The sequence below is a fragment of the Janthinobacterium sp. SUN118 genome, assembly GCF_030397695.1.
Lineage (GTDB): Bacteria > Pseudomonadota > Gammaproteobacteria > Burkholderiales > Burkholderiaceae_D > Janthinobacterium.
The window spans coordinates 2,200,430-2,219,898 of sequence record NZ_JAPUBV010000001.1 but is presented as its reverse complement, the minus strand read 5'-3'; the positions used below and the strand labels follow the sequence as shown (position 1 = coordinate 2,219,898).

The window sequence follows — 19,469 nt, the reverse complement described above, 5'->3', positions numbered from 1 at the left end:
CCTCCCGGCATGCAAAACTGGCACACTGGGGCTCCCCTTCCTTGGCCTTGATCAATGATGACGACATCCTTGCTGCCCGCCCTGCCCGACTTCCTGCCCCGCCTGCGCTGCGGCGTCATCGAGTTTCCCGTCCATCACATGCGCGGCGGCACCTCGACGGGCCTGGTCTTGCACGCGGCGTCCGTGCCGGCCGACCTGGCCTTGCGCGAGGAATTGCTGCGCCACCTGATGGGCGCGCCCCTGTCCGGCCAGTTGCCGGGCAACCGGCAAATCACGGGGCTGGGGCGCGGCGCACCGACCAGCAATAAAGTCTTTCTTGTCGAAGTGGAACAGCATGCGGGCCAGCCGCGCCTCGTCAGCACCCTGGCGCAACTGGCCGGCGGCCATGCCGGGATCGACTGGAGCGTGAACTGCGGCAATATGTCATCCGCCCTGCAACTGTGGGGCCTCGATAGCGGCGTCATCGAGGCGCTGGCCATCGGCCCGCACGCCATCGACATCCGCAACACCAACACGGGCGTCATCACCACCTCGCGCATGGCGCGCGAACCGGACGGCAGCTTTGCGGCGACCGGCATACCCGGCGTGCCCGGCAGCTTTCCCCGCGTCGATCTGTTCCTGCAGCAACCCGTGGGCGCCAAGACGGGCAAGCTCTTACCGACGGGCAAGGCGCAGGATAAGGTGCTCGGCTACGACGCCTCGTGCGTGGATGTGGCCGTGCCCATGGTCATCGCGCTGGCCAGCCAGTTCGGCAAGACGGCGCGCGAGTCCATCGCGGAACTGGAAGCGGACGCGGCTTTCATGCACGCCATCCGCCAGGTGTGGAGCGCGGCGGGGCAACTGATGGGCTTGCGGCGGGGCGATGGCCAGCCGATGAGCCTGGATGAACTCGGGCGCAGCGAAACCATCCCCAAGTTCTGCATCGTGGGGCCGGCGTCGGGAGAGGGAAATATTGCTGTACGTTACTTTACGCCGCAGGCGGGCCACGCTTCGCTGGCCGTCTCGGGCGGCTGCTGCCTGGCGGCCGCCTGCCTGATGCCAGGCACGGTGGCGCACGACTTGGCGCGCGGCTTGCCGGCCGCGGGAGCGGACGAGGCGGAAATCGCGGTGGGCATAGAAAATCCGGCCGGCATCCTGGACACCAGCATCGTGGCGCGCCAGGATGGCGATACACTGGCCATCCGCAGCGCGGCTTACCGGCGCAGCACGCAAATCTTGCTGCGCGGCCATGTTCCGCTGTATCAGGCATCGCCGCCGCTGAAAGCCTGGCTGCTGAAACAGCTTTAAGCAGACACAAGGCAGGACTGGCGCCTGCCCGCCGTCGCTCAGGTTTTTGGCAAGGTGACGCCGACCTGGCCCTGGTACTTGCCGCCACGGTCCTTGTACGACGTTTCGCACACTTCATCGGATTCGAAGAACAGCACTTGCGCCACGCCTTCGTTGGCGTAGATTTTCGCCGGCAACGGTGTCGTGTTGGAAAACTCCAAAGTCACATAACCTTCCCATTCCGGTTCGAACGGCGTGACGTTGACGATGATGCCGCAGCGCGCATAGGTGCTCTTGCCCAGGCAAATCGTCAGCACATTGCGGGGAATGCGGAAATACTCGACCGTGCGGGCCAGCGCGAACGAATTCGGCGGAATGATGCAATAACCCTTGCCCGACACGTCGACGAAGTTGTTCGCGTCAAAATCCTTGGGATCGACGATGGTGGTATTGATGTTGGTAAACAGCTTGAACTCGTCGGCGCAGCGGATGTCATAGCCATAGCTGGACGTGCCGTAGGACACGATGCGGTTGCCGTCGCGTTCCTTGACCTGGCCCGGCTCGAACGGCTCGATCATGCCGGTTGTTTCCGCCATGCGGCGTATCCATTTATCGCTTTTAATCGTCATCGCAGGGGCATCTTTCTAGAATATCGGAATGGCTGGGGCGGCACGCCTTAAGCAGGCGCGGCCCGGATGGCAGGATTTTACGCGAAAATCCACCGCCGTTGGCCATTGCCCCCTGAAAATCATTGCCAATAGTCTAGTGTTTCGCCAGCAACGCAGCGATCATCTCGCGCACCACCTGCGCCGTCAGCTCGGGGTTTTCCATCGGGAACAAATGGCCGCCAGGCACTTGGCGGAAAAACGGACCGACCAGCTTGCGCGTGGCCGTCAAGCCCGCCTGACGGCATTCCACCGATGCCGTGCCGCCGATAAAGCCGATCGGTACGGACAAGCCATCGCGCACGAGGCTGCCGATATGGTGCGGCAAGCTGCGGTACACATCCGTTTCCACTTCGCGCGTGAAGCGCAGCTGCACCCCGTCCGGATGCGGCGCCAGGCCGCTGGCGATGTAGTCGCGCAAGACTTGCGGCGCCCAGATGGCGAACATGTCCTTGGCCGCGAAGTGCTCATACGCAGCCTGCGCATCGGGCCACAGCTTGCGCCGCTTGGCGGAAAAGCGTGCCGGCGAGAAGCGCTCACCGAGCGCCGTGTTGCGCGCCAGGCGCACCAGCAAGGCGCGCCAGCCGGCCACGACGGGCGAATCGAGCAAGACCACGCAGCGCACGAGATCGGGTCGCCGCTTGGCCACCATCACGCTGAGCATGCCGCCGAGCGAGTGGCCGACGAGGATCACGGGGGCCGTGTAGCGGCGCTCGAGGTCGTCGATATACTCGCGCACCAGCTCGGGCCATCCCGTGCTGACGGGATACGCGGGGTCGTGCGCGTGCATGTCGAGGGCCTGTACCTGGAAATACTGGCCCAGCAAGCCGAACAGCTTGCGGTAAGTGCCGGCGGGATAACTGTTGGCGTGGGCAAAGTGCAGCTGCGGGAGTGTCATCGTGGGGCTGGGCCGGTAAATGCGATAGGCAATTGTAATGGCAGCCCGGCAAGACGTATCAGAGGAAGGCCTCTAATTGCCGCTGCTCCACGGCCATGCCCGGCACGAACGAGGCCAGCACTTCGCCCAGCTCGGCCATCGACTCGACCACGCAAAACGCGCCGTCAAACGCGTGGTGACGGTTCATCTGGTTGCGCAGGACGATGCACTCCAGGCCGGCCGCGTTGGCGGCGCGCAAGCCGCGCGGCGAGTCTTCCACGGCCACGCAGTGGGCGGCATCCAGGCCCAGGCGCTGCAAGCCCAGCAGATAGCCATCGGGCGCCGGCTTGCTTTCCAGGTACATTTCACGCGTCAGCACGAAGTCGAAATGCCCGCGCAAGCCCGTGGTGGCATGGCTGATCTCGAAATGTTGTTCATATGCACTCGTGACGACGCCCATCGCGACATGCGGACGCAAGGCTGCCAGCACCTGCTGCACGCCCGGCAGGGCCAAGCGGCGCGCCTGGCGCAAACGGTCGGCAAACAGCCGCTTGCGTTCCAGGCGCAGGCGGTCGACCAGTGCGATATCGTGGCCCTGCCCCAGCAGTACATGCCAGGCGCCATAGTTATTGTCCAGGAACCAGTCGAAGAACTGCTTCGGCGTCAGGTCTATGCCGTAGGGCAACAGCAAGTCGCGGTTGCTTTCATAAAACAGCTGTTCAGTATCGACCAGCACGCCATCGTTGTCCCACAGCACACCCTGGATGGTTTTCATGGCGAGGTTCGGCTTAAATGCTTACTTGAACTGATTACTTGAAGAAAATGTCGTAGGACAGCTTCACGATCAGCAACACCAGCAGCACGAGGAACAGGATGCGCACGAAGGCGGCGCCACGGCGCACGGCGATCCACGTGCCCGTCAGGGCGCCCAGGATATTGCACACGGCCATCGGTGCGGCCACGGCGTAGACCACGTGGCCGGCGGGAATGAAGAAGGCCAGCGCCGCCACGTTGGTGGCGATATTCACCAGTTTCGAGCAGGCCGAAGCGAGGATGAAATCGAAGCCGAAGACGCGGATGAAGAGGAAGATCAGGAAACTGCCCGTGCCCGGCCCGAACAGACCGTCATAAAAGCCGATGGCGCCGCCGATGACGATGGCCAGGATGCGTTCGCGCCCGCCGATGGGACGCGCCTCGCGCGTGGTGCCGAAATCCTTCTTGATGAAGGTGTAGATGGCCATGATGATGATCAATACGAGCACCATCGGACGCACCACCTGCTGCGGCACATAGGATACGGCGGCCGCGCCGATGAAGGACATGATGAAGGCGCTGGCCACGGCCGGCAGCACCAGCAGCCACGGGATATGCACCTTGCCGACAAAGGAGCGGGCCGCGAACGTGGTGCCGCAGGCCGACGCCAGCTTATTGGTGCCCAGCAAGGAGGTGGACGCCATGTTCGGCATCAGGTTGAACAGGGCCGGCAGCTGGATCAGTCCGCCCCCACCCACGGCGGCATCGATCAGGCCGGCAAAGAAGGCAAATAAACACAGCAGCGAAATGGTCAGCATGATAGGCAGCAGGAAATGGGCAACAGGGGCAGTATAGGCGCAGGGCATTTTTCTGGATGCAACTTCATATTGCGGAAAACGCAATCAGGCGTAACGCTTGACGGAATGCGCCCCGTGCGGTCTACTGGCCTCTTTTGCTGCCGGGGCCGTACGATGTCGATGAAACTGATGTGGGAAATCCGCGCCTTCTGCACCGTCGTCGAGAAGCGCAGCTTCATCCATGCGGCGCGCATGCTGGGACGCTCGCCGTCGGCCGTCACGCGCGCCATCCAGTTTCTCGAGGATGCCATCGGCGCCGAGCTGATCCTGCGCACGCAAAAACAGTTCACCCTGACGACGGCCGGCGAAACCTATTACGCATCGGCCAAGCACTTGCTGGAAACGCAGGCCGAGGCGGAAGATCAGCTGGCCGAGCTGAGCAACTCGCCGCAAGGCTGGGTGCGCCTCTCGGCGCCGGAAATCCTGTCGCTGGGCTTTTTGCCGAAAGTCGTGGCACAGTTTTCGCGCGACTATCCGAACGTGTCGGTGGACATCCATTTTTCGGACAAGTCGATCGACCCCATCCAGGAAAAGCTCGATTTCGCCATCCGCGGCGCCTTTCCCCAGTCCAGCGAACTGATCGGCTATCCCCTGTGGAATTACCGCCGCTACATGTACGCCTCGCCCGACTATATAGCCCGCATGGGCGCGCCCGAAGAGCCCGAAGAGCTGGCCAGCCATGACGTCATCATGCACTCGGCGCCGCGCATCCTGCGCGACTGGCACTTCGTCTCCGACGAGCGCAACGTGCGCTACCAGGTGCAGCCGCGCTTCCGCTTCACCTCCGGCATCGCCACCTTCCAGGCGGCCCTGGAAGGCGCCGGCATCGTGCGCCTGGCCAGCTGGCTGGCCGAACCCGCCGTGGCCGCCGGCACCCTGCGCCGCGTCTGCACGGCGTACCGGCTGACTTCGTCAAAGGAGCTGGACCCCAGCATCCACGCCGTGTACGGCACCTCGCGCATGGCCAAGGGGGCGCGGCTGTTCCTCGAATACGTGCGGCAGCGGGGACTGGACATACCCGATGAACGCATAAGTTAGCGACTATTGCGCGACGATCGCATCGCTATACACGGCAAACTCGGCGCCATCGAAGACAAACCCGGCCACCCCGCGCATGCCCAGCCGTGCATGCGCGCGCAGCGACGCCAGATTGTCGCGCCGGATGAACAGCACCGCTTCCGCGCCCTGTTGCTGCTCGCGCAAGGCGGCATACAGCAGCGCCAGCAAGCCCTGCCCCCGTTCCGATTCCGCAATACAGACGGGGCCGTACACATAGGCGCCGTTTCCTCCCGCGTACGCGGCCAGCATGGCCAGCACTACGGGCGCCTGCGCGGTGGCTATCGCCGCACTGAACAGCACGCCAACGACCGGCCCATCGGCCACGCGCCGCGCCACGACGACGGGCGACGTGCCATCGGCCATGGCAGCCACCTTGTCGCGCGGAAACTCGCCCGTCAGGCTGCCGCCGTGCGAAGGAGAGTTGGCTTGCAACAGGGAGGTGATGGCGTCGATGTCGGCGGCCTGCGCCAGGCGGACAAGGTAAGTTGTGCCGGGGTGCGTCATTCATGCTCCTTGCTCATCGCGGCGGCTGGCCCGGCGTGTCCAATCATGGCGGCTATTTTTTCACGTAAACGGCCAGCGGCGCATGCAGCACCCAGGCGACATCGTAGAGCGGCGCCTCTCCCCGAAATGAAATCGCGACGAGGGTAAGCTGTGCCAATGTGCCGTGAGCAATAAACGTCTCCACATAGCCCTCGGAACCGACATGGTGGTAAGCCACCTCCTTCGCTTTCGTTGACGGAGCGTCCCCGACAATCGACAGCCCCTGGAATTGAAAAATCAGCGCACAACCTTTTCTTTCCGCCTGTTGTGCCGCGCCTTGCAATTCCTGGGAAAGCGTAACGTAGGAAAAAATGCCCTGCAGTTGCTGCGAGTTTACGATGGCCTCGGCCGTTGCCGCGTCGGTCACATGAAATAGATATGGATGTTGCTGGCGAACGGCGTCAGTCTGCCGCCCCTGCAAGTCAAACTGCCGGGACGTCGCCTGCGTACTCTGCGAACGAATCCGCTCCTCGAAGCCGAGCTGCGGCATAGCCGCTTCCTTCTTCCACCAGTTAAACAGCGCCATCCTTATCCTTTCAGCATCGTCAGGCAGCGCCGCGCGCCGCTACGCTCGCCATCATAGAGAGATATTGCATTTAACTCAACGAGCTTGGCCATGCGCGCCTGGCCGCTATCGCCCGTGCCAATACCGCGGCCGGCTGGCCCGGTACTGCGTCACGGCGATACGTTCGCCAAACTCCAGCACCAGCGCCCCTTCCACATCCGTGCGCAGCCGCGTAATCCCCATCGCGCCATAGCGGGCATACACCTGTGCCTTCGGATGTTTATAACGGTTGCGGTGTCCCACCTGAAAGATCGCCAGGGTCGGATGCACGGCGTCCAGGAATGCCTGCGTGGAAGACGTGCCGCTGCCGTGATGCGGCGCCAGCAGCACGTCAGCCGCCAGTTCACCTTCTGCAGAGCGCGCCAGCAGCTGCGCTTCCTGCGCCGCCTCGATGTCGCCGGCCAGCAGGATAGCGTGCTTGCCGGCCGTGATTTTCACGCTGCAGCTGCGGGCGTTCGGTTTCAAGGCGATGTCGTCGTGGCTGGCGGACAATGGATGCAGCATGGCGAAGTGCACGCCTTCCCACGTCCAGCTCTGGCCCGCCACGCAGCGCAGGTAGGGACGGCCAGACTGCCGCCGCGCCTCGATGGCCGGGTGGCCGCCGGACAGCGACGAAGCGAGCCAGCCCACAGGGATATTTTCCAGCAGCGACATGGCGCCGCCCGCATGGTCAAGGTCGCTGTGCGAAATGATCGCGCCATCGAGACTGGCAATGCCGCGCGCGCGCAGATAAGGCACGATGACGCGGCTGGCACCGTCCGATTCCGGACCGTAGGCTGGCCCCGTGTCGTACAGCAGGCGGTGGCCATGCGTTTCCACCAGCAGGGCCATGCCTTGTCCCACGTCAAACGCCGTCACCCACAAGCGGCCCGGCGGCGGGCTGGACGGCAAGGCCGTCAGCAGCGGCAGCCAGCCCAGCATGCCCGCCCAGCGGTGCGGCCATCCGCGCGGCGCCAGCAGCCACAGGGTGCCGAACAGCGCCCAGCAAAAGCTCCACATCGGCGGCGCGGGTGCCGTCCACACGGCAAAACGGCGCGCCCCCAGCCAATCGAGCACGTGCGCCAGCATCTGCACGATGGCATGCGCCAGCAGCAACAGCCAGTCGGACAGCGGTGCCGGCAGCAGGCTGCCCGCCAGCGACAAAGGCGTCACGATCAGGCTGATGACGGGGATGGCCAGCGCATTGGCCACAGGCGACACCAGCGACACTTGCGAGAACAGCAGCATCGTCAGCGGCACCAGTCCCACCGTCACCACATATTGCGTCTGCGCACCGAGCGCCACGGCCGCGCGCAGGCGGCGCCAGCGGCTCGCCTGCGCCGGCATCGGTGCCGCGGTGCGCCCCACGCCGGCGTACAGCATGGTGGCGACGGCGCCGAACGACAGCCAGAAACCAGGCCACAGCACGGCCCAGGGGTCGAGCAGCACCACCGCGCCCAGCGCCAGGCACAGCACGTGGCCTATGCTGGTGATGCGCCCCAGCCACAGGGCCAGCGCCACCACCATCAACATATATAAGGTGCGCTGCGCCGGGACGCCGAAGCCGGCCAGCAGCACATATAAAAACGCGGCCAGCGCGCCGGCCAGCGCCGCCACCTTTTGCGCCGGCAGCCGCAACGGCAGTTGCCAGCCAATAAAAAACGAGCGCCGCCACAATGCGCCCGCACCCAAGGCGAACAATCCCGCGATCATGGTGATGTGCAAGCCCGAAATGGAAATCAGATGGCTGACGCCCGTGCGGTTGAACACTTGCCAGTCCGACTGGGGGATGGCGCGCTGGTCGCCCACCACCAGCGCCACGATCACGCCCGCGTACTGCCTGCCTTCCAGGCTGCGCACGATGCGCGCGCGCAGGGCCGCGCGGCTCGCTTCCACCACATTGCCGAAACCGGGCACGAAGGCAGCCAGGCGCCGGTTCGGCATCTCCGCGCGCGGCTGCGGCCGCACATAGCCGGTGGCGCGCACGCCCTGCTCCAGCAGCCACACTTCGTAGTCAAAACCCATGGGATTGGCATTGCCATGCGGGCGCTGCAGGCGCACCGTCAGCCGCCAGCGTTCGCCCGGCTGCACATTGCCCACTTCATTCGCCACCGCGTCGCGAAAGCCTGCATACCAGGACAGGGCGATCAGGGGCGGTACCTTGGCCCCGACCGCCTTTTCGACGGCAAAGTTGAAGCGCACGCCCTGCTCGAAATGGTAGGGCAGGCTGGCGATGGTGCCGACGACGGTGATGTCCTCGCCCTCGTCTTGCAATGCCAGCTGGGATGAGAGCGCCGCGTGCGCCAGGAATGCGGCCCAGAAATAACCGAAGATGACGCCGAAGAAGCATCGCAGGGACAGGCGCAAGACCGCATGCCCGCCACGCGCGACGTAGCCTAGCCCCAGGAACAGCAAGCAGGCCAGCAGCAGCGCCGCACCCGCATGCGCAGGCAGTTCCGCCTGCGTCTGCAGCCAGAAAGCGCCAGCGGAAAAGCCGAGTATGAAGGTGCGCATGGCAGGCCGAAGCGGCGCTGACTCAGATTCACCACTATAAACGGCACTATCTGGGTGCGCGCGCACATGCAGGCTGCAAGTTTGATCGGGAGCAGAACAAGACGAAATAGCTCAGTTAATACCAAGCAATAGCCACCTTGCATTTCTTTCCCATCTACACCACGCCATACTGATTTTAAAGATAATCGACAGGAATGTTTCTCAGCTGCTCCACCAAATTCCAATCGAATGGGACGAAGGAAGAATTTTTCCAATTCGCTCCCGCAGGTATCCAGTTTTCCCTGAATTTTCTGGCAGCAGAGCGCAGCCGAATTTGTTTTTTCACGCCGCCGGCTACGCCCTTCCCCCGATGACCTGGACGAATTAAATATGCAACATTATCATCATCTGCGCTTAGTTCAAGCTGCATTTTTCTTTGCATCTTGTTAAAGCCCAAGGTTTGCCATCTCATTACGATCTCTTGCAACCCTGCAGTGCCGCTCTTGCCTGAGCGGCGCATTAGCAAGCGATATCGCCCATTCACGGCCCGTCCAGCGCCATATGGCGATTAAACCACCTGAAGCACCACCACTTTCTTAGGGTTATTCAATGTTAGCGTGACATCGGCGAGTGTGCCGGGCAATTCATTCAAGATATCAAAGGCCATGCAGAAATCCTCCGGGGCGCATGTTGCCATGCAACCGGAGTCCCGCCAGACAATCACGATGCCATCGTCCTTCAATCCATCCAATCCTGCCCATACGGAATCCGCTAGCGCCTCCCAGCTTGTATTGCTATGTAACGGAGGATCGAGAGGAAGCGTCTGGCGTACCCCATCAAAGAATGTGTCCTTGGAAGTCATTTCCCCAGGGAGGTGAAACACATGCATGCCGTCCGTTTGCGAATCGAGAATGATCTGCTCGGCAGTTGCGGCATCTACAGCGAAAAAACCCCGGCGACTCAACATCATTACTCTCCCAGTCTCCATATTACGAACGACGCCAGCCCAGCCAAAGCAATCGCGGTGCATTCTCATGCGCTTCCATGCTAGCATGCCCTTCAGCGCCCCGGGCGCCAACTTCCCCCCTTTATCGAACGCCACATGACCGCGCTTTCAACCGCCGAGATGTACCTGCAGGACTTCCATCAACGCCAGCCCGGCGTCACCAGCGCCGCATTCGGCCACTTGCCGGCCCGCTCGGCCAGCGCGCACCATGCGTCGTCCTATGCCGTGCTGAGCAGTCTCATAGCGGATACGGATACACCACTGACAGTGCTCGATCTCGGCTGCGGCGACGGCCACCTGCTAGGCTTGCTGGCGGCCAGGCAGCAGCCGCAGCTGCAGCTGATCGGCATCGACATGAGCGCCGCCGAACTGGCCGCGGCGCGCGCCACCCTGCCCCCATCCGTGCGCCTGCAACAGGGACGCGCCCAAGCGCTGGACCTGGCGTCCGCCGCCGTCGATTGCCTCGTGTCGCACATGGCGCTGATGCTGATGGACGACATGGAACAGGTGATGCGCGAAATACGCCGCGTGCTGCGCCCCGGCGGCCAGTTCGCGGCCATCGTCGGCCGGACTTTTCTGCTGGGCGAAGTGAACGACGCCTTCATGGACGTCTTCAAGCCGATCGCCAACGACGCGCTGCCGCCGCTGCGCTTTGGCGACAGGCGCGCGGGCTCGGAAGCCGGCTGGCGCGAGCTGCTCGATGGCGGTTTCGCGCACGTCGCGTTCGACGACATCGACGTGCCCTGGTCGCCGACGCCGCACGCACTGTGGGCCGCGCTGCTCGACACCTATGACATCGACCGGCTCGACGACGTGGCCAGGCAGCGCCTGCGGCAAGCCTTTCTTGACGCCGTCCGCTGCCTGCAGCGCGCGGACGGCACCATCGCCACGGGCTGGGGCTCGCGCCTGGTGCGCGCGCAGGCTGCCTGAAAATGGATGCCTGGAAGCAAGCTGTCCGCCATCGACGGTATAATCGGCCTCGCTTACTTCAACACCCAGGCACGACATGACTTCCTCCGCACTTCCTCCCGACACTTCCACCGACCTCGCCGACAGCACCGAAGACAATAACGACGCCACCCTGGTCGCGGAACTGGGGGAACTGGCCGAGCATATCCGCCTGGTCAAGATGGAAGGCCGCGTCTTCGTGCGCTTTTCCGGCATGGTCAAGGCGGGCGGCTTGCGCGTGCCGTATGCACTGGTGCCGGCGCAGGGCGTACTGGCGCGGCCGGCCAAGTGGCGCAAGATGGAACGCGAGGCCAAGCTGGCCCTGATACGCGAACGGGCCAGCGCCGCCATCTTCGAAGAACTGCGCCAGCACGTGATGGATTTCGTCGCCGATATCGCGGGCCAGTGCGAGGACGTGGACACGGACCCGATGCTCTTCCTGCATACGCTGGGCGACATGCAGACGTCGGAGCCGGCCGGCATGGTCTTCGACCGCATCCGCCAGCGCTTCAACCACGCCATCGAGCGCCAGCAGGAAGAACAGCATGCGGCGCGCACGCGCCAGAGCATCAACCTGGCCGAGTATCCGGCCTCGTTCGAGATGGCGCGCCGTTTGCCGCGCCGCTTCATCGCCCTGCTGGGACCAACGAATTCCGGCAAGACGCACCGCGCCATGGAAGCGCTGGTGAAGGCGAAAAGCGGCATCTACCTGGCCCCCCTGCGCCTGCTGGCCCTGGAAAACTACGAGCGCCTGCAGGAAGCCGCGCCGCATGGCAAGCCGCTGGCCGTGAGCCTGATCACGGGCGAGGAACGGCGCGTCGTCGACGGCGCCACGCACGTGGCCAGCACGGTGGAAATGCTGGACACGAAAACCGTCGTCGAGGTGGCCGTCATCGACGAAATCCAGATGCTGGCCGACCCGGACCGTGGCGCCGCCTGGACGGCGGCCGTCTGCGGCGCGCCGGCCCACACCGTGTACCTGGTGGGAGCGCCCGAGGCGCGGCGCGCCATCGAGGCGCTGGCCGAACGCCTGGACTGCCCGCTGGAAGTGCATGTATTGAAACGCATGGCGCCGCTGTCGATGGAGGCGAACGCCGTGCGCAAGGTGCGCAACCTGCGCCGCGGCGACGCCGTCATCGCCTTTTCGCGCCGCGAAGTGCTGATGTGGCGCGACATGATCACGGAAACGGGGCTGTCGGTGGCCACCGTCTACGGCAACCTGTCGCCCGAAGTGCGGCGCGCTCAGGCGCAGCGCTTCCGCGACGGCACGGCCGATATCGTCGTCGGCACCGATGCGCTGGCGATGGGCCTGAACATGCCGATCGCGCGCATCGTCATGACCACCTGCGTCAAGTACAACGGCCGCGAAGAAGAAGAGATTTCCGCCGCGCTGGCGCGCCAGATCGCCGGACGCGCGGGCCGCTACGGCGTGCACGAAGAGGGACTCGTGGCCGGCTACGACAACGAGACGCATGAAGTGATGCGCGCCCTGCTCAAGGAGAAGCTGCATCCGCTGAACACCAGCGGCTTTGCCGTGGCGCCGTCGCTCGAGCATCTGCACCGCATTTCCTCCGTGACGGGCGAACTGTCGCTGTCAAAGCTGCTGCGCCGCTTCATCCACAATATCGACGTGCCGGACGGCTTCTTCTTCCCGCGCATCACGGAAGACCAGAAGGAGCGCGCGCTGTGGCTCGATACCCTGCCCCTGTCCGTGGCCGACAAATTCACCTTGTCGCTGGTACCGATCTCCAGCAAGGTGCCGTCGCTGCAAACGGCGTGGGAACACTGGGCCAGGAATCTGTCGCAGGGCAAGACCTCCACCTTGCGCCAGCACGCGTATGGCGGCGGCACGCAAAACCTGCAGCAGGTGGAAGACACGTGCCGCTATTACTCGGCGTATGCGTGGCTCAGCTACCGCCTGCCCGAATTCTTCCCCGATATCGCGGTGGCGCAGAACCTGTCGCGCGACGCCTCCGAGCGCGTCGATTCCATCCTGCGCGCGCACAACGCGGCCTCGCGAGGACGTTCGGGCAAGAAGTTCAAATAATCTACCGCAGCTCCCAGAACCACACCTCGCCGCAATCCCAGTAGCATGCGCTACCGCATTCCTTGCTGCCGGCCGACGGCAGCAGGATGTCGATATGCCCGCCCGCACCGTCCAGGTAACCGGGGATGCGGAAGAAGGCGACGAGGCCCTGGCGCTGGCCGACGCCGGCAAGCGCCGTCGCCCTGCCGAATTTTTCGGGCGCGCCACACAGCGCGGGACTGGCCAGCATGTGCGACAGCCTGGCCTGCCCCGGCTCGATCAGCGCGCCCTTGAACGGCCCCTTGCGGATGGCCATGCGCCCCTTCAGCCGGACGCCGGACTTGATCAGGGCCAGGCTGACGCGGATGGCGCAGGTATTGCTGAAGTTTTCCTGGTCGATCAGGTCTTCCCAGCCGATCTCGCCAAACAGGGCCGCCTGGCCGACGGCGTCCACGCTCGAGTAATTCTCACGCAGCGTGATGAATGCAGGTTTCACGTCAACCTCCCGCTCGAGTAGCAATGAAGCAACGCCGTGCCGGGATGGACACGAGCATGCTCCATTGTAGGACGCCGCCATGGGCGGACCATGAGCGGGCGCAAGCGCAGGGCTGGATGAGAACCCGCTTGCGCACTGCGGATTGGACCGTCTTGCCAACCCATCAATGAACCTTCCCCTCCACCACCTGTCCATCAAGACCCGCCAGCGATTTGCGAGCCGCTGGCCGGGCAAGGTCAGGCTGGTCCGCCGCTTGGAGCGGACTGGCCGTGTCGAAACGATAATGAGAACAGGAGCATGCCATGTCTACACCATTTCACGGAGAAGAGTTCACCTTCAGACAGCCCGACGGCAGTGCGCTGACGGTGCGCGGCTGGGGAAACCAGTATCACGCCGTATTCGAAGCCCAGAATGGCTATACGGTGGTGGAAAATCCGGCCACCAACTACTATATGTATGCCAAGCTGAGCGCGGACGCCGAGCAGCTGGAATCGGCGGGCGCGCGGCCGAGGCAGGTGGCCGTGCAGGCGCTGGGGCTGGAGCCGGGCCTGCGCGTCAAGCCCGAGGCGGCCAGGGCCAGCGTGCGCGACAACGCCATCCTGAAGCCGGGCACGTCGCGCTGGGAACAGCGGCGCAAGCAATACAAGGCGGACTTGCGCGCGCACAGCCTGGCGCCCGCCATGATGCCGGCGCCGCCGAAGCGCGAAACGGTGGGCGACTTTGTCGGCCTGTGCCTGCTGATCGATTTCCCCGACGTGCCCGGCACCATCACGCAGCAGCAGGTCAGCGACTTTTGCAACCAGCCAGGCTACAGCGGCTTCGGCAACCATGGATCCGTCTACGACTACTTCTTCGACAATTCAGCCGGGCGCATGCGCTATACCAACCTCGTCACGCCGTACTACACGGCGCGCCAGCCACGCGACTACTACACGAATGAAAAAATACGCCAGCCGCAACGGGCGCGCGAACTGATCAAGGAAGCGCTCGACCATTTCAAGGCCCAGGGCTTCGACTTCTCAACCCTGTCGACGGATGAGCAGGATTACGTGTATGCGACGAATGTCTTTTACGCGGGCAAGCGGGTCAACAACTGGGCCAAGGGCTTGTGGCCGCACTCGTTCCACCTGCTCACGCCATACAAGCTGGGGCCGGAAACCTGCAGTTTCGACTACCAGATCACGGACATGGACAAGGAATTGTCGTTGGGCACGTTTTGCCATGAAAACGGCCACCTGATCTGCGATTTCCCCGACCTGTACGATTACGGCGCCGAATCGTCGGGCGTGGGCAGCTTTTGCCTGATGTGCACGGGCGCCAACGTCGACAGGAAGAATCCCACCCAGGTCAATGCCTACCTGAAATACCGCGCCGGCTGGGCCACCTCCACCGTGCGCCTCGATCCCGGCATGAGCGCGGCGGCGGCGGCCGAGAAAAACCAGTTCTACATCCACCGCAAGAGCGCCACCGAGTACTTCATCATCGAAAACCGCCAGGCGAGCGGCCGCGACCTGGCCCTGCCCGCGCAAGGGCTGGCCATATGGCACATCGATGAACTGGGCGACAACCAGAATGAACAGATGACGGCCGAACGCCACTATGAATGTTCGCTGGTGCAGGCCGACGGCTTGTGCGACCTGGAGCGCGACTCATCGAACCGCGGCGACGCCGGCGACCTGTTTGCCGCTGCGGGCAACAACCAGTTCGGGCCGGATACCTTGCCGGACAGCCAGTGGTGGAGCGGCGCGCAGTCGGGGCTGCACCTGGTGCAGATCGGCGCGCCCGGCCCGACGGTGTCGTTCCGCACGCTGTAGGGCGCGCTGGCTAGGGCTTGGCCGGCGCCTCGTAGTGCAGCTTGAGCACCAGGCCGTTGTGGTCGTCGGCCAGGTAGATGTCGCCATCCTGGCCCTGCTTCACGTCCACGGGCGCGCCGCGGCCCTGCTTGCCCTTGCGCTCCCAGTTGCCGATCAACTCGACGGACTTGCCCAGCGGCGCGCCGGCCTTATCCGGCAGCAAGGCCACCAGGCGGTGGCCGTTGCTGCGGTAACCGTGGTAGCCGATGATCAGGCTGTTTTTATACAGCTCGGGGAAGCGGCTGGCCGTATAGAACGTCATGCCCAGCGGTGCCGCGTGGCCCGGCAGCAAGCGCTGCGGCGCCGCATACTGGGCGGCGCAGGCCGTCTTCGGGTATTCCGGGCTGGCCACATTATCGTCGTAGCAATAGGGCCAGCCATAGTGCCGGTCGGCCTTGATCAGGTTCAATTCCTCGTGCGGCAGGTTTTCATCGCTTTTCAGCTGCGGCATGGCGGCCTGGATGGCATCGCGCGCGTTTTCCGCCTGCCACAATTCGCCCGTGGCCGGGTGGAAGGCCAGCGCCATCGAGTTGCGCAAGCCGCGCGCATGCGTGCGCCAGCTCGTCACGCTGCCGGCCGGCCAGGCCATCTTGTATTCGCGGATGGCGCCCAGCGCCTGCTCGCCTTCGGCCGAGGGACAGGCCTTGGCCGGATCGGGCGCCTTGCCATCCGCGCCTTCACAATGGTCGGTGCTGGAACCCACGTTCACGTACAGGTCGCCCTGCGCGCTGAAGCGCATGTTCGTCAGCAAATGCAGGCCCAGGCCCGGCAAGCCCGGCGTCCTGGCCGTGCCGCCGATGACGTCGGTGATGGCGCGGGTCGGGTCGCGCAAGTCGAAACGGAAGATGCGGCCCACCACGCCCACGTACACCATGCCATCCGGTCCCTGCACGATGCCGTTCGGGCGGTCGAGCTTGTCAAGCAGCAACTTGCGTTCATAGCCGGGGCCAGCCGCCTTGCGCTGCAACAGCCATAATTTGCCCTGCTTGGGTGTCCAGCCCGCCATGTCCGTGACGAGGATGTCGCCATTCGTCAGCGGCAGCACGCCACGGGGAAATTTCAGGCCGTCTGCCAGCACGGCCACGCAAAAGCCGGGCGGCGTGGCGACGTCGAGGCGCGGCAAGCCGTCGCACTGGGCGCCGGCCGCCGCCATGGCGGGCGCCAACGCGCCGGAAAGGCAGGCTGCCAGGGCGCCCGCGAGCATTTTCTTGTTCATGGTCTCATTCCATCAGGGGTAATCGGGGCATCACGGCGCGCGCGTTGGCGCTGGTCTCGGCCGCCACTTGCGCAATATCCAGGCCGCGCAGTTCGGCCAGCACGGCGCCGATGCGCGGCAATTCTTCGGGGCTGTTGCGGCCCGGATGCAGCCAGCTGGGGGAAATGTCGGGCGCATCCGTCTCCAGCACGATGGCGTCGAGCGGCAAGTCGGCGGCCAGGCGGCGTATCTGCAGCGCGCGCGTAAACGTCATGGCGCCGCCGAAACCGAGCTTGAAACCCAGATCGATATAGCCCTGCGCCTGCTGGAAGCTGCCGTTGAACGCATGCGCGATGCCGCCGTTCGGGCGGATCTGGCGCGCGTGCTTGAGGACGATGTCCTGCGAGCGCCGCACGTGGGTCAGCACGGGCAAGTCGAAATCGCGGGCGATTTTCAGCTGTTCGCGCAGGAAGTGCTCCTGCTTGAGGCGCATGGCCGGCTCGCACAGCATGGGCAGGAAGAAATCGAGGCCGATCTCGCCGATGGCGACAAAGCGCGGATCGGCCATGGCCAGCTCCACGACGGCGCGCAGGGCCGACAAATCGTCTTCCATGGCATGCGGCACGTAGATCGGGTGGATGCCGAGCGCATAGCAGGCGTTGGGCGCCGCATGGGCCAGGCCACGCACGATGGCGAAATTGGCCCGTTCGACGGCCGGCAGGACGATCATCGCCACGCCTTGAGCGCCCGCGCGCGCCGCCACCTGCAGCGATTCATCACCGAATTCATGCGCGTCGAGGTGGCAGTGCGTGTCGATCCACAGCATGGCGGCTCCTTAGTATTGGTACGGCTGCAGCCCTTCGTCCGTCAGGCGCAGCACGCGGTCGCAGCGCTTGGCCAGTTCGATATCGTGCGTGACGATGACGAAGGCCGTGCCCAGGGTGCGCGACAGTTCCAGCATCAGGTCGAAAATCTGTTCGGCCGTGGCGTGATCGAGGTTGCCCGTCGGCTCATCGGCCAGCACGCAGGCCGGCTGCGTGACGAGCGCGCGCGCCAGGGCCACGCGCTGGCGTTCGCCGCCGGACAGCTCGCCCGGCGTGTGCGTCACGCGCTTGGCCAGGTTGACGCGCGCGAGGATCTGCTGCGCCAGGTCGGTGGCGGGCGCGCGCTGCATGCGCCGTATCATCAGCGGCATGGCGACGTTGTCCAGCGCGGAAAACTCGGGCAGCAAGTGGTGGAACTGGTAGACGAAGCCCAGCGAGGCATTGCGCAGGTCGCCGCGCGCCTTTTCGCTGAGGGTGGCGAAATCCTTGCCCAGCAGGCTCACCTTGCCGCTGGTCGGCGTATCGAGGCCGCCCAGCAGGTGCAGCAGGGTCGATTTGCCCGAGCCCGAGGCGCCGACGATGGCCACTCTTTCGCCGCGATGGATGTCGATGTCGATGCCGGCCAGCACCTGTACCTTGTAGCTGCCCTGCGTGAACGTCTTGCCAAGGCCACGGCAGGAAAGGACGGCAGTATCAGCGGAAGCGCCGTTGGAGGCAGGTTTATTCAGATCGGTCATGGTCGTAGTCAGTGGGTTATTCATAGCGCAGGGCTTCCGCAGGTTTCACGCGCGCGGCCCACCAGCTTGGGTACAGGGTCGCCAAAAAGGCCAGGATCACGGCCAGCACGCCAATCTTGCTGACGTCGGGCCAGCGCAGGTCGGACGGCACGGTGCTGATGAAATAGATATCTTTCGACAGGAACTGCACGCCCAGCAGGTGTTCGATGAAGGGCACGATGACGTCGATGTTCAGCGCCACCAGCACGCCGCCGCCCACGCCCAGCAGCGTGCCCAGTATGCCCACCAGCGCGCCCTGGATCATGAAGATCTTCATGATGGACGCCGGCGAAGCGCCCAGGGTGCGCAGGATGGCGATATCGGCCTGCTTGTCCGTCACCGTCATCACCAGCGTCGAGACCAGGTTGAAGGCGGCCACCGCGATGATCAGGGTCAGGATGATGAACATCATGCGCTTTTCCGTCTGCACGGCAGCGAACCAGTTGGCATTCAGCTTCGACCAGTCGCGCAGCCACAGGTCGCCCGGCATGGTTTTCTTCAGCTCTTGCGCCACTTGCGGCGCCTGGTTCATGTCGGCCAGGCGCAGGCGCAGGCCGGACGGGCCGTCGAGGCGCAACAGGCGCTGGCCGTCTTCGATATTGATGAAGGCCAGGCCGGCGTCGAATTCATTGTGGCCGGCCTGGAAGATGCCGCTGACGGTGAAGCTGCGCATGCGCGGCAGCACGCCGGCCGGCGTGACCTGGCCCTGGGCCAGCATCAGGGTGACCTTGTCGCCCAGGTTGACGCGCAGTGCGCGCGCCAGCTCGATGCCCAGCACGATATTGAAGGTGCCCGGCTGCAGGGCCTTGAAGCTGCCCATGCGCGTCTGGCCGGCAATGTCGGAGACGTTCGGCTCTTCCTCGGGCAGCACGCCGCGCACGATGGCGGGGCGCAGCGCGTCGTCGCGCAGCAGCATTCCCTGCGTTTCGACGAACGGCGCGGCGCCCCTGACGGCCGGATTCTTGAAGGCCTGCGCCTTCTCGGCGCGCCAGTCCGGCATGCTGCCGCTGTTGTCGAACACTTCCACGTGGGCCAGCACGGACAGCATGCGGTCCGTCACTTCCTTCTGGAAGCCGTTCATGACGGACAGCACGACGATCAGCGCGGCCACGCCCAGGCCGATGCCGGCCATGGAAATGAGCGAGATGAAGGAGATGAAGCTGTTGCGGCCACTGCGCTTGCCGGCCCGCGTGTAGCGCAGGCCGACCAGCCATTCGAAAGGCAAATTCTTGAAAATACTCATTGTTCCGGCGGTCTTTATCGTTTCAGGTTTCGTTTCAGCTTGCAA

19 protein-coding genes are annotated in these 19,469 nt (G+C 64.4%); 5 read left to right on the top strand and 14 right to left on the bottom strand.

What is annotated here, in order from left to right; translation table 11 throughout:
- Positions 1-54 precede the first annotated feature (54 nt).
- Entirely contained in the window at positions 55-1,287 is a 1,233-nt protein-coding gene (locus O0880_RS10020) for a PrpF domain-containing protein (RefSeq protein WP_289886251.1), read from the top strand.
- A gap of 38 nt (positions 1,288-1,325) precedes the next feature.
- On the opposite strand, the gene dcd is transcribed toward O0880_RS10020, so the two are convergent.
- From dcd to O0880_RS10000, 4 genes are all read right to left on the bottom strand, one after another.
- On the bottom strand, positions 1,326-1,895 hold the full coding sequence (dcd, locus tag O0880_RS10015; RefSeq protein WP_034755486.1) for a dCTP deaminase: 570 nt from the start codon (positions 1,893-1,895) through the stop codon (positions 1,326-1,328).
- Between the two features lie 133 nt (positions 1,896-2,028).
- A complete protein-coding gene (locus O0880_RS10010; protein ID WP_071323268.1) occupies positions 2,029-2,829 on the bottom strand; it encodes an alpha/beta hydrolase in 801 nt (266 codons plus the stop codon).
- Between the two features lie 58 nt (positions 2,830-2,887).
- Positions 2,888-3,583, bottom strand: a complete 696-nt coding sequence (locus tag O0880_RS10005; RefSeq protein WP_289886246.1) for an HAD family phosphatase — start codon at positions 3,581-3,583, stop codon at positions 2,888-2,890.
- Positions 3,584-3,617: 34 nt separating this feature from the next.
- Entirely contained in the window at positions 3,618-4,379 is a 762-nt protein-coding gene (locus O0880_RS10000) for a TSUP family transporter (protein ID WP_071326384.1), read from the bottom strand.
- Positions 4,380-4,532: 153 nt separating this feature from the next.
- Here O0880_RS10000 and O0880_RS09995 point away from each other — a divergent pair, with 153 nt between their 5' ends.
- The gene (locus O0880_RS09995) at positions 4,533-5,456 is read left to right on the top strand and encodes a LysR family transcriptional regulator (protein ID WP_289886244.1); all 924 of its coding nucleotides are present in this window, start codon (positions 4,533-4,535) and stop codon (positions 5,454-5,456) included.
- A gap of 3 nt (positions 5,457-5,459) precedes the next feature.
- On the opposite strand, the gene O0880_RS09990 is transcribed toward O0880_RS09995, so the two are convergent.
- The 5 genes from O0880_RS09990 to O0880_RS09970 form a co-directional block, all read right to left on the bottom strand.
- On the bottom strand, positions 5,460-5,981 hold the full coding sequence (locus O0880_RS09990) for a hypothetical protein (protein WP_289886243.1): 522 nt from the start codon (positions 5,979-5,981) through the stop codon (positions 5,460-5,462).
- A 52-nt stretch (positions 5,982-6,033) separates the two neighbouring features.
- Positions 6,034-6,546, bottom strand: a complete 513-nt coding sequence (locus O0880_RS09985) for a hypothetical protein (protein WP_289886242.1) — start codon at positions 6,544-6,546, stop codon at positions 6,034-6,036.
- Between the two features lie 105 nt (positions 6,547-6,651).
- On the bottom strand, positions 6,652-9,078 hold the full coding sequence (locus tag O0880_RS09980; protein ID WP_289886239.1) for a DNA internalization-related competence protein ComEC/Rec2: 2,427 nt from the start codon (positions 9,076-9,078) through the stop codon (positions 6,652-6,654).
- Between the two features lie 175 nt (positions 9,079-9,253).
- The gene (locus O0880_RS09975; RefSeq protein WP_289886238.1) at positions 9,254-9,529 is read right to left on the bottom strand and encodes a hypothetical protein; all 276 of its coding nucleotides are present in this window, start codon (positions 9,527-9,529) and stop codon (positions 9,254-9,256) included.
- Between the two features lie 96 nt (positions 9,530-9,625).
- Positions 9,626-10,093 carry a barstar family protein gene (locus tag O0880_RS09970; protein ID WP_289886237.1) on the bottom strand — a complete coding sequence of 156 codons (468 nt, stop codon included), beginning with the start codon at positions 10,091-10,093 and terminating at the stop codon, positions 9,626-9,628.
- Between the two features lie 66 nt (positions 10,094-10,159).
- On the opposite strand from O0880_RS09970, the gene O0880_RS09965 reads away from it, so the two are divergent.
- The gene (locus tag O0880_RS09965; RefSeq protein WP_289886235.1) at positions 10,160-10,993 is read left to right on the top strand and encodes a class I SAM-dependent methyltransferase; all 834 of its coding nucleotides are present in this window, start codon (positions 10,160-10,162) and stop codon (positions 10,991-10,993) included.
- Positions 10,994-11,069: 76 nt separating this feature from the next.
- Entirely contained in the window at positions 11,070-13,058 is a 1,989-nt protein-coding gene (locus tag O0880_RS09960) for a helicase-related protein (RefSeq protein ID WP_289886234.1), read from the top strand.
- A 1-nt stretch (position 13,059) separates the two neighbouring features.
- On the opposite strand, the gene O0880_RS09955 is transcribed toward O0880_RS09960, so the two are convergent.
- Positions 13,060-13,533: a T6SS effector amidase Tae4 family protein gene (locus O0880_RS09955; RefSeq protein WP_289886232.1), complete on the bottom strand. Its 474-nt coding sequence runs from the start codon at positions 13,531-13,533 to the stop codon at positions 13,060-13,062.
- 302 nt (positions 13,534-13,835) lie between these two features.
- Here O0880_RS09955 and O0880_RS09950 point away from each other — a divergent pair, with 302 nt between their 5' ends.
- On the top strand, positions 13,836-15,347 hold the full coding sequence (locus O0880_RS09950; protein ID WP_289886231.1) for a M6 family metalloprotease domain-containing protein: 1,512 nt from the start codon (positions 13,836-13,838) through the stop codon (positions 15,345-15,347).
- A gap of 10 nt (positions 15,348-15,357) precedes the next feature.
- Here O0880_RS09950 and O0880_RS09945 read toward each other — a convergent pair whose 3' ends face one another.
- The 4 genes from O0880_RS09945 to O0880_RS09930 are packed head-to-tail and all read right to left on the bottom strand — an operon-like array spanning position 15,358 to position 19,424.
- Positions 15,358-16,602: a PQQ-dependent sugar dehydrogenase gene (locus O0880_RS09945; RefSeq protein WP_289886230.1), complete on the bottom strand. Its 1,245-nt coding sequence runs from the start codon at positions 16,600-16,602 to the stop codon at positions 15,358-15,360.
- Between the two features lie 4 nt (positions 16,603-16,606).
- Positions 16,607-17,404, bottom strand: coding sequence for a TatD family hydrolase (locus O0880_RS09940; RefSeq protein WP_289887338.1), 798 nt, complete (start codon positions 17,402-17,404; stop codon positions 16,607-16,609).
- Between the two features lie 12 nt (positions 17,405-17,416).
- Positions 17,417-18,142: a lipoprotein-releasing ABC transporter ATP-binding protein LolD gene (lolD, locus tag O0880_RS09935; RefSeq protein WP_289886229.1), complete on the bottom strand. Its 726-nt coding sequence runs from the start codon at positions 18,140-18,142 to the stop codon at positions 17,417-17,419.
- A gap of 16 nt (positions 18,143-18,158) precedes the next feature.
- Positions 18,159-19,424 carry a lipoprotein-releasing ABC transporter permease subunit gene (locus O0880_RS09930; RefSeq protein ID WP_071323253.1) on the bottom strand — a complete coding sequence of 422 codons (1,266 nt, stop codon included), beginning with the start codon at positions 19,422-19,424 and terminating at the stop codon, positions 18,159-18,161.
- Between the last annotated feature and the right edge of the window lie 45 nt (positions 19,425-19,469).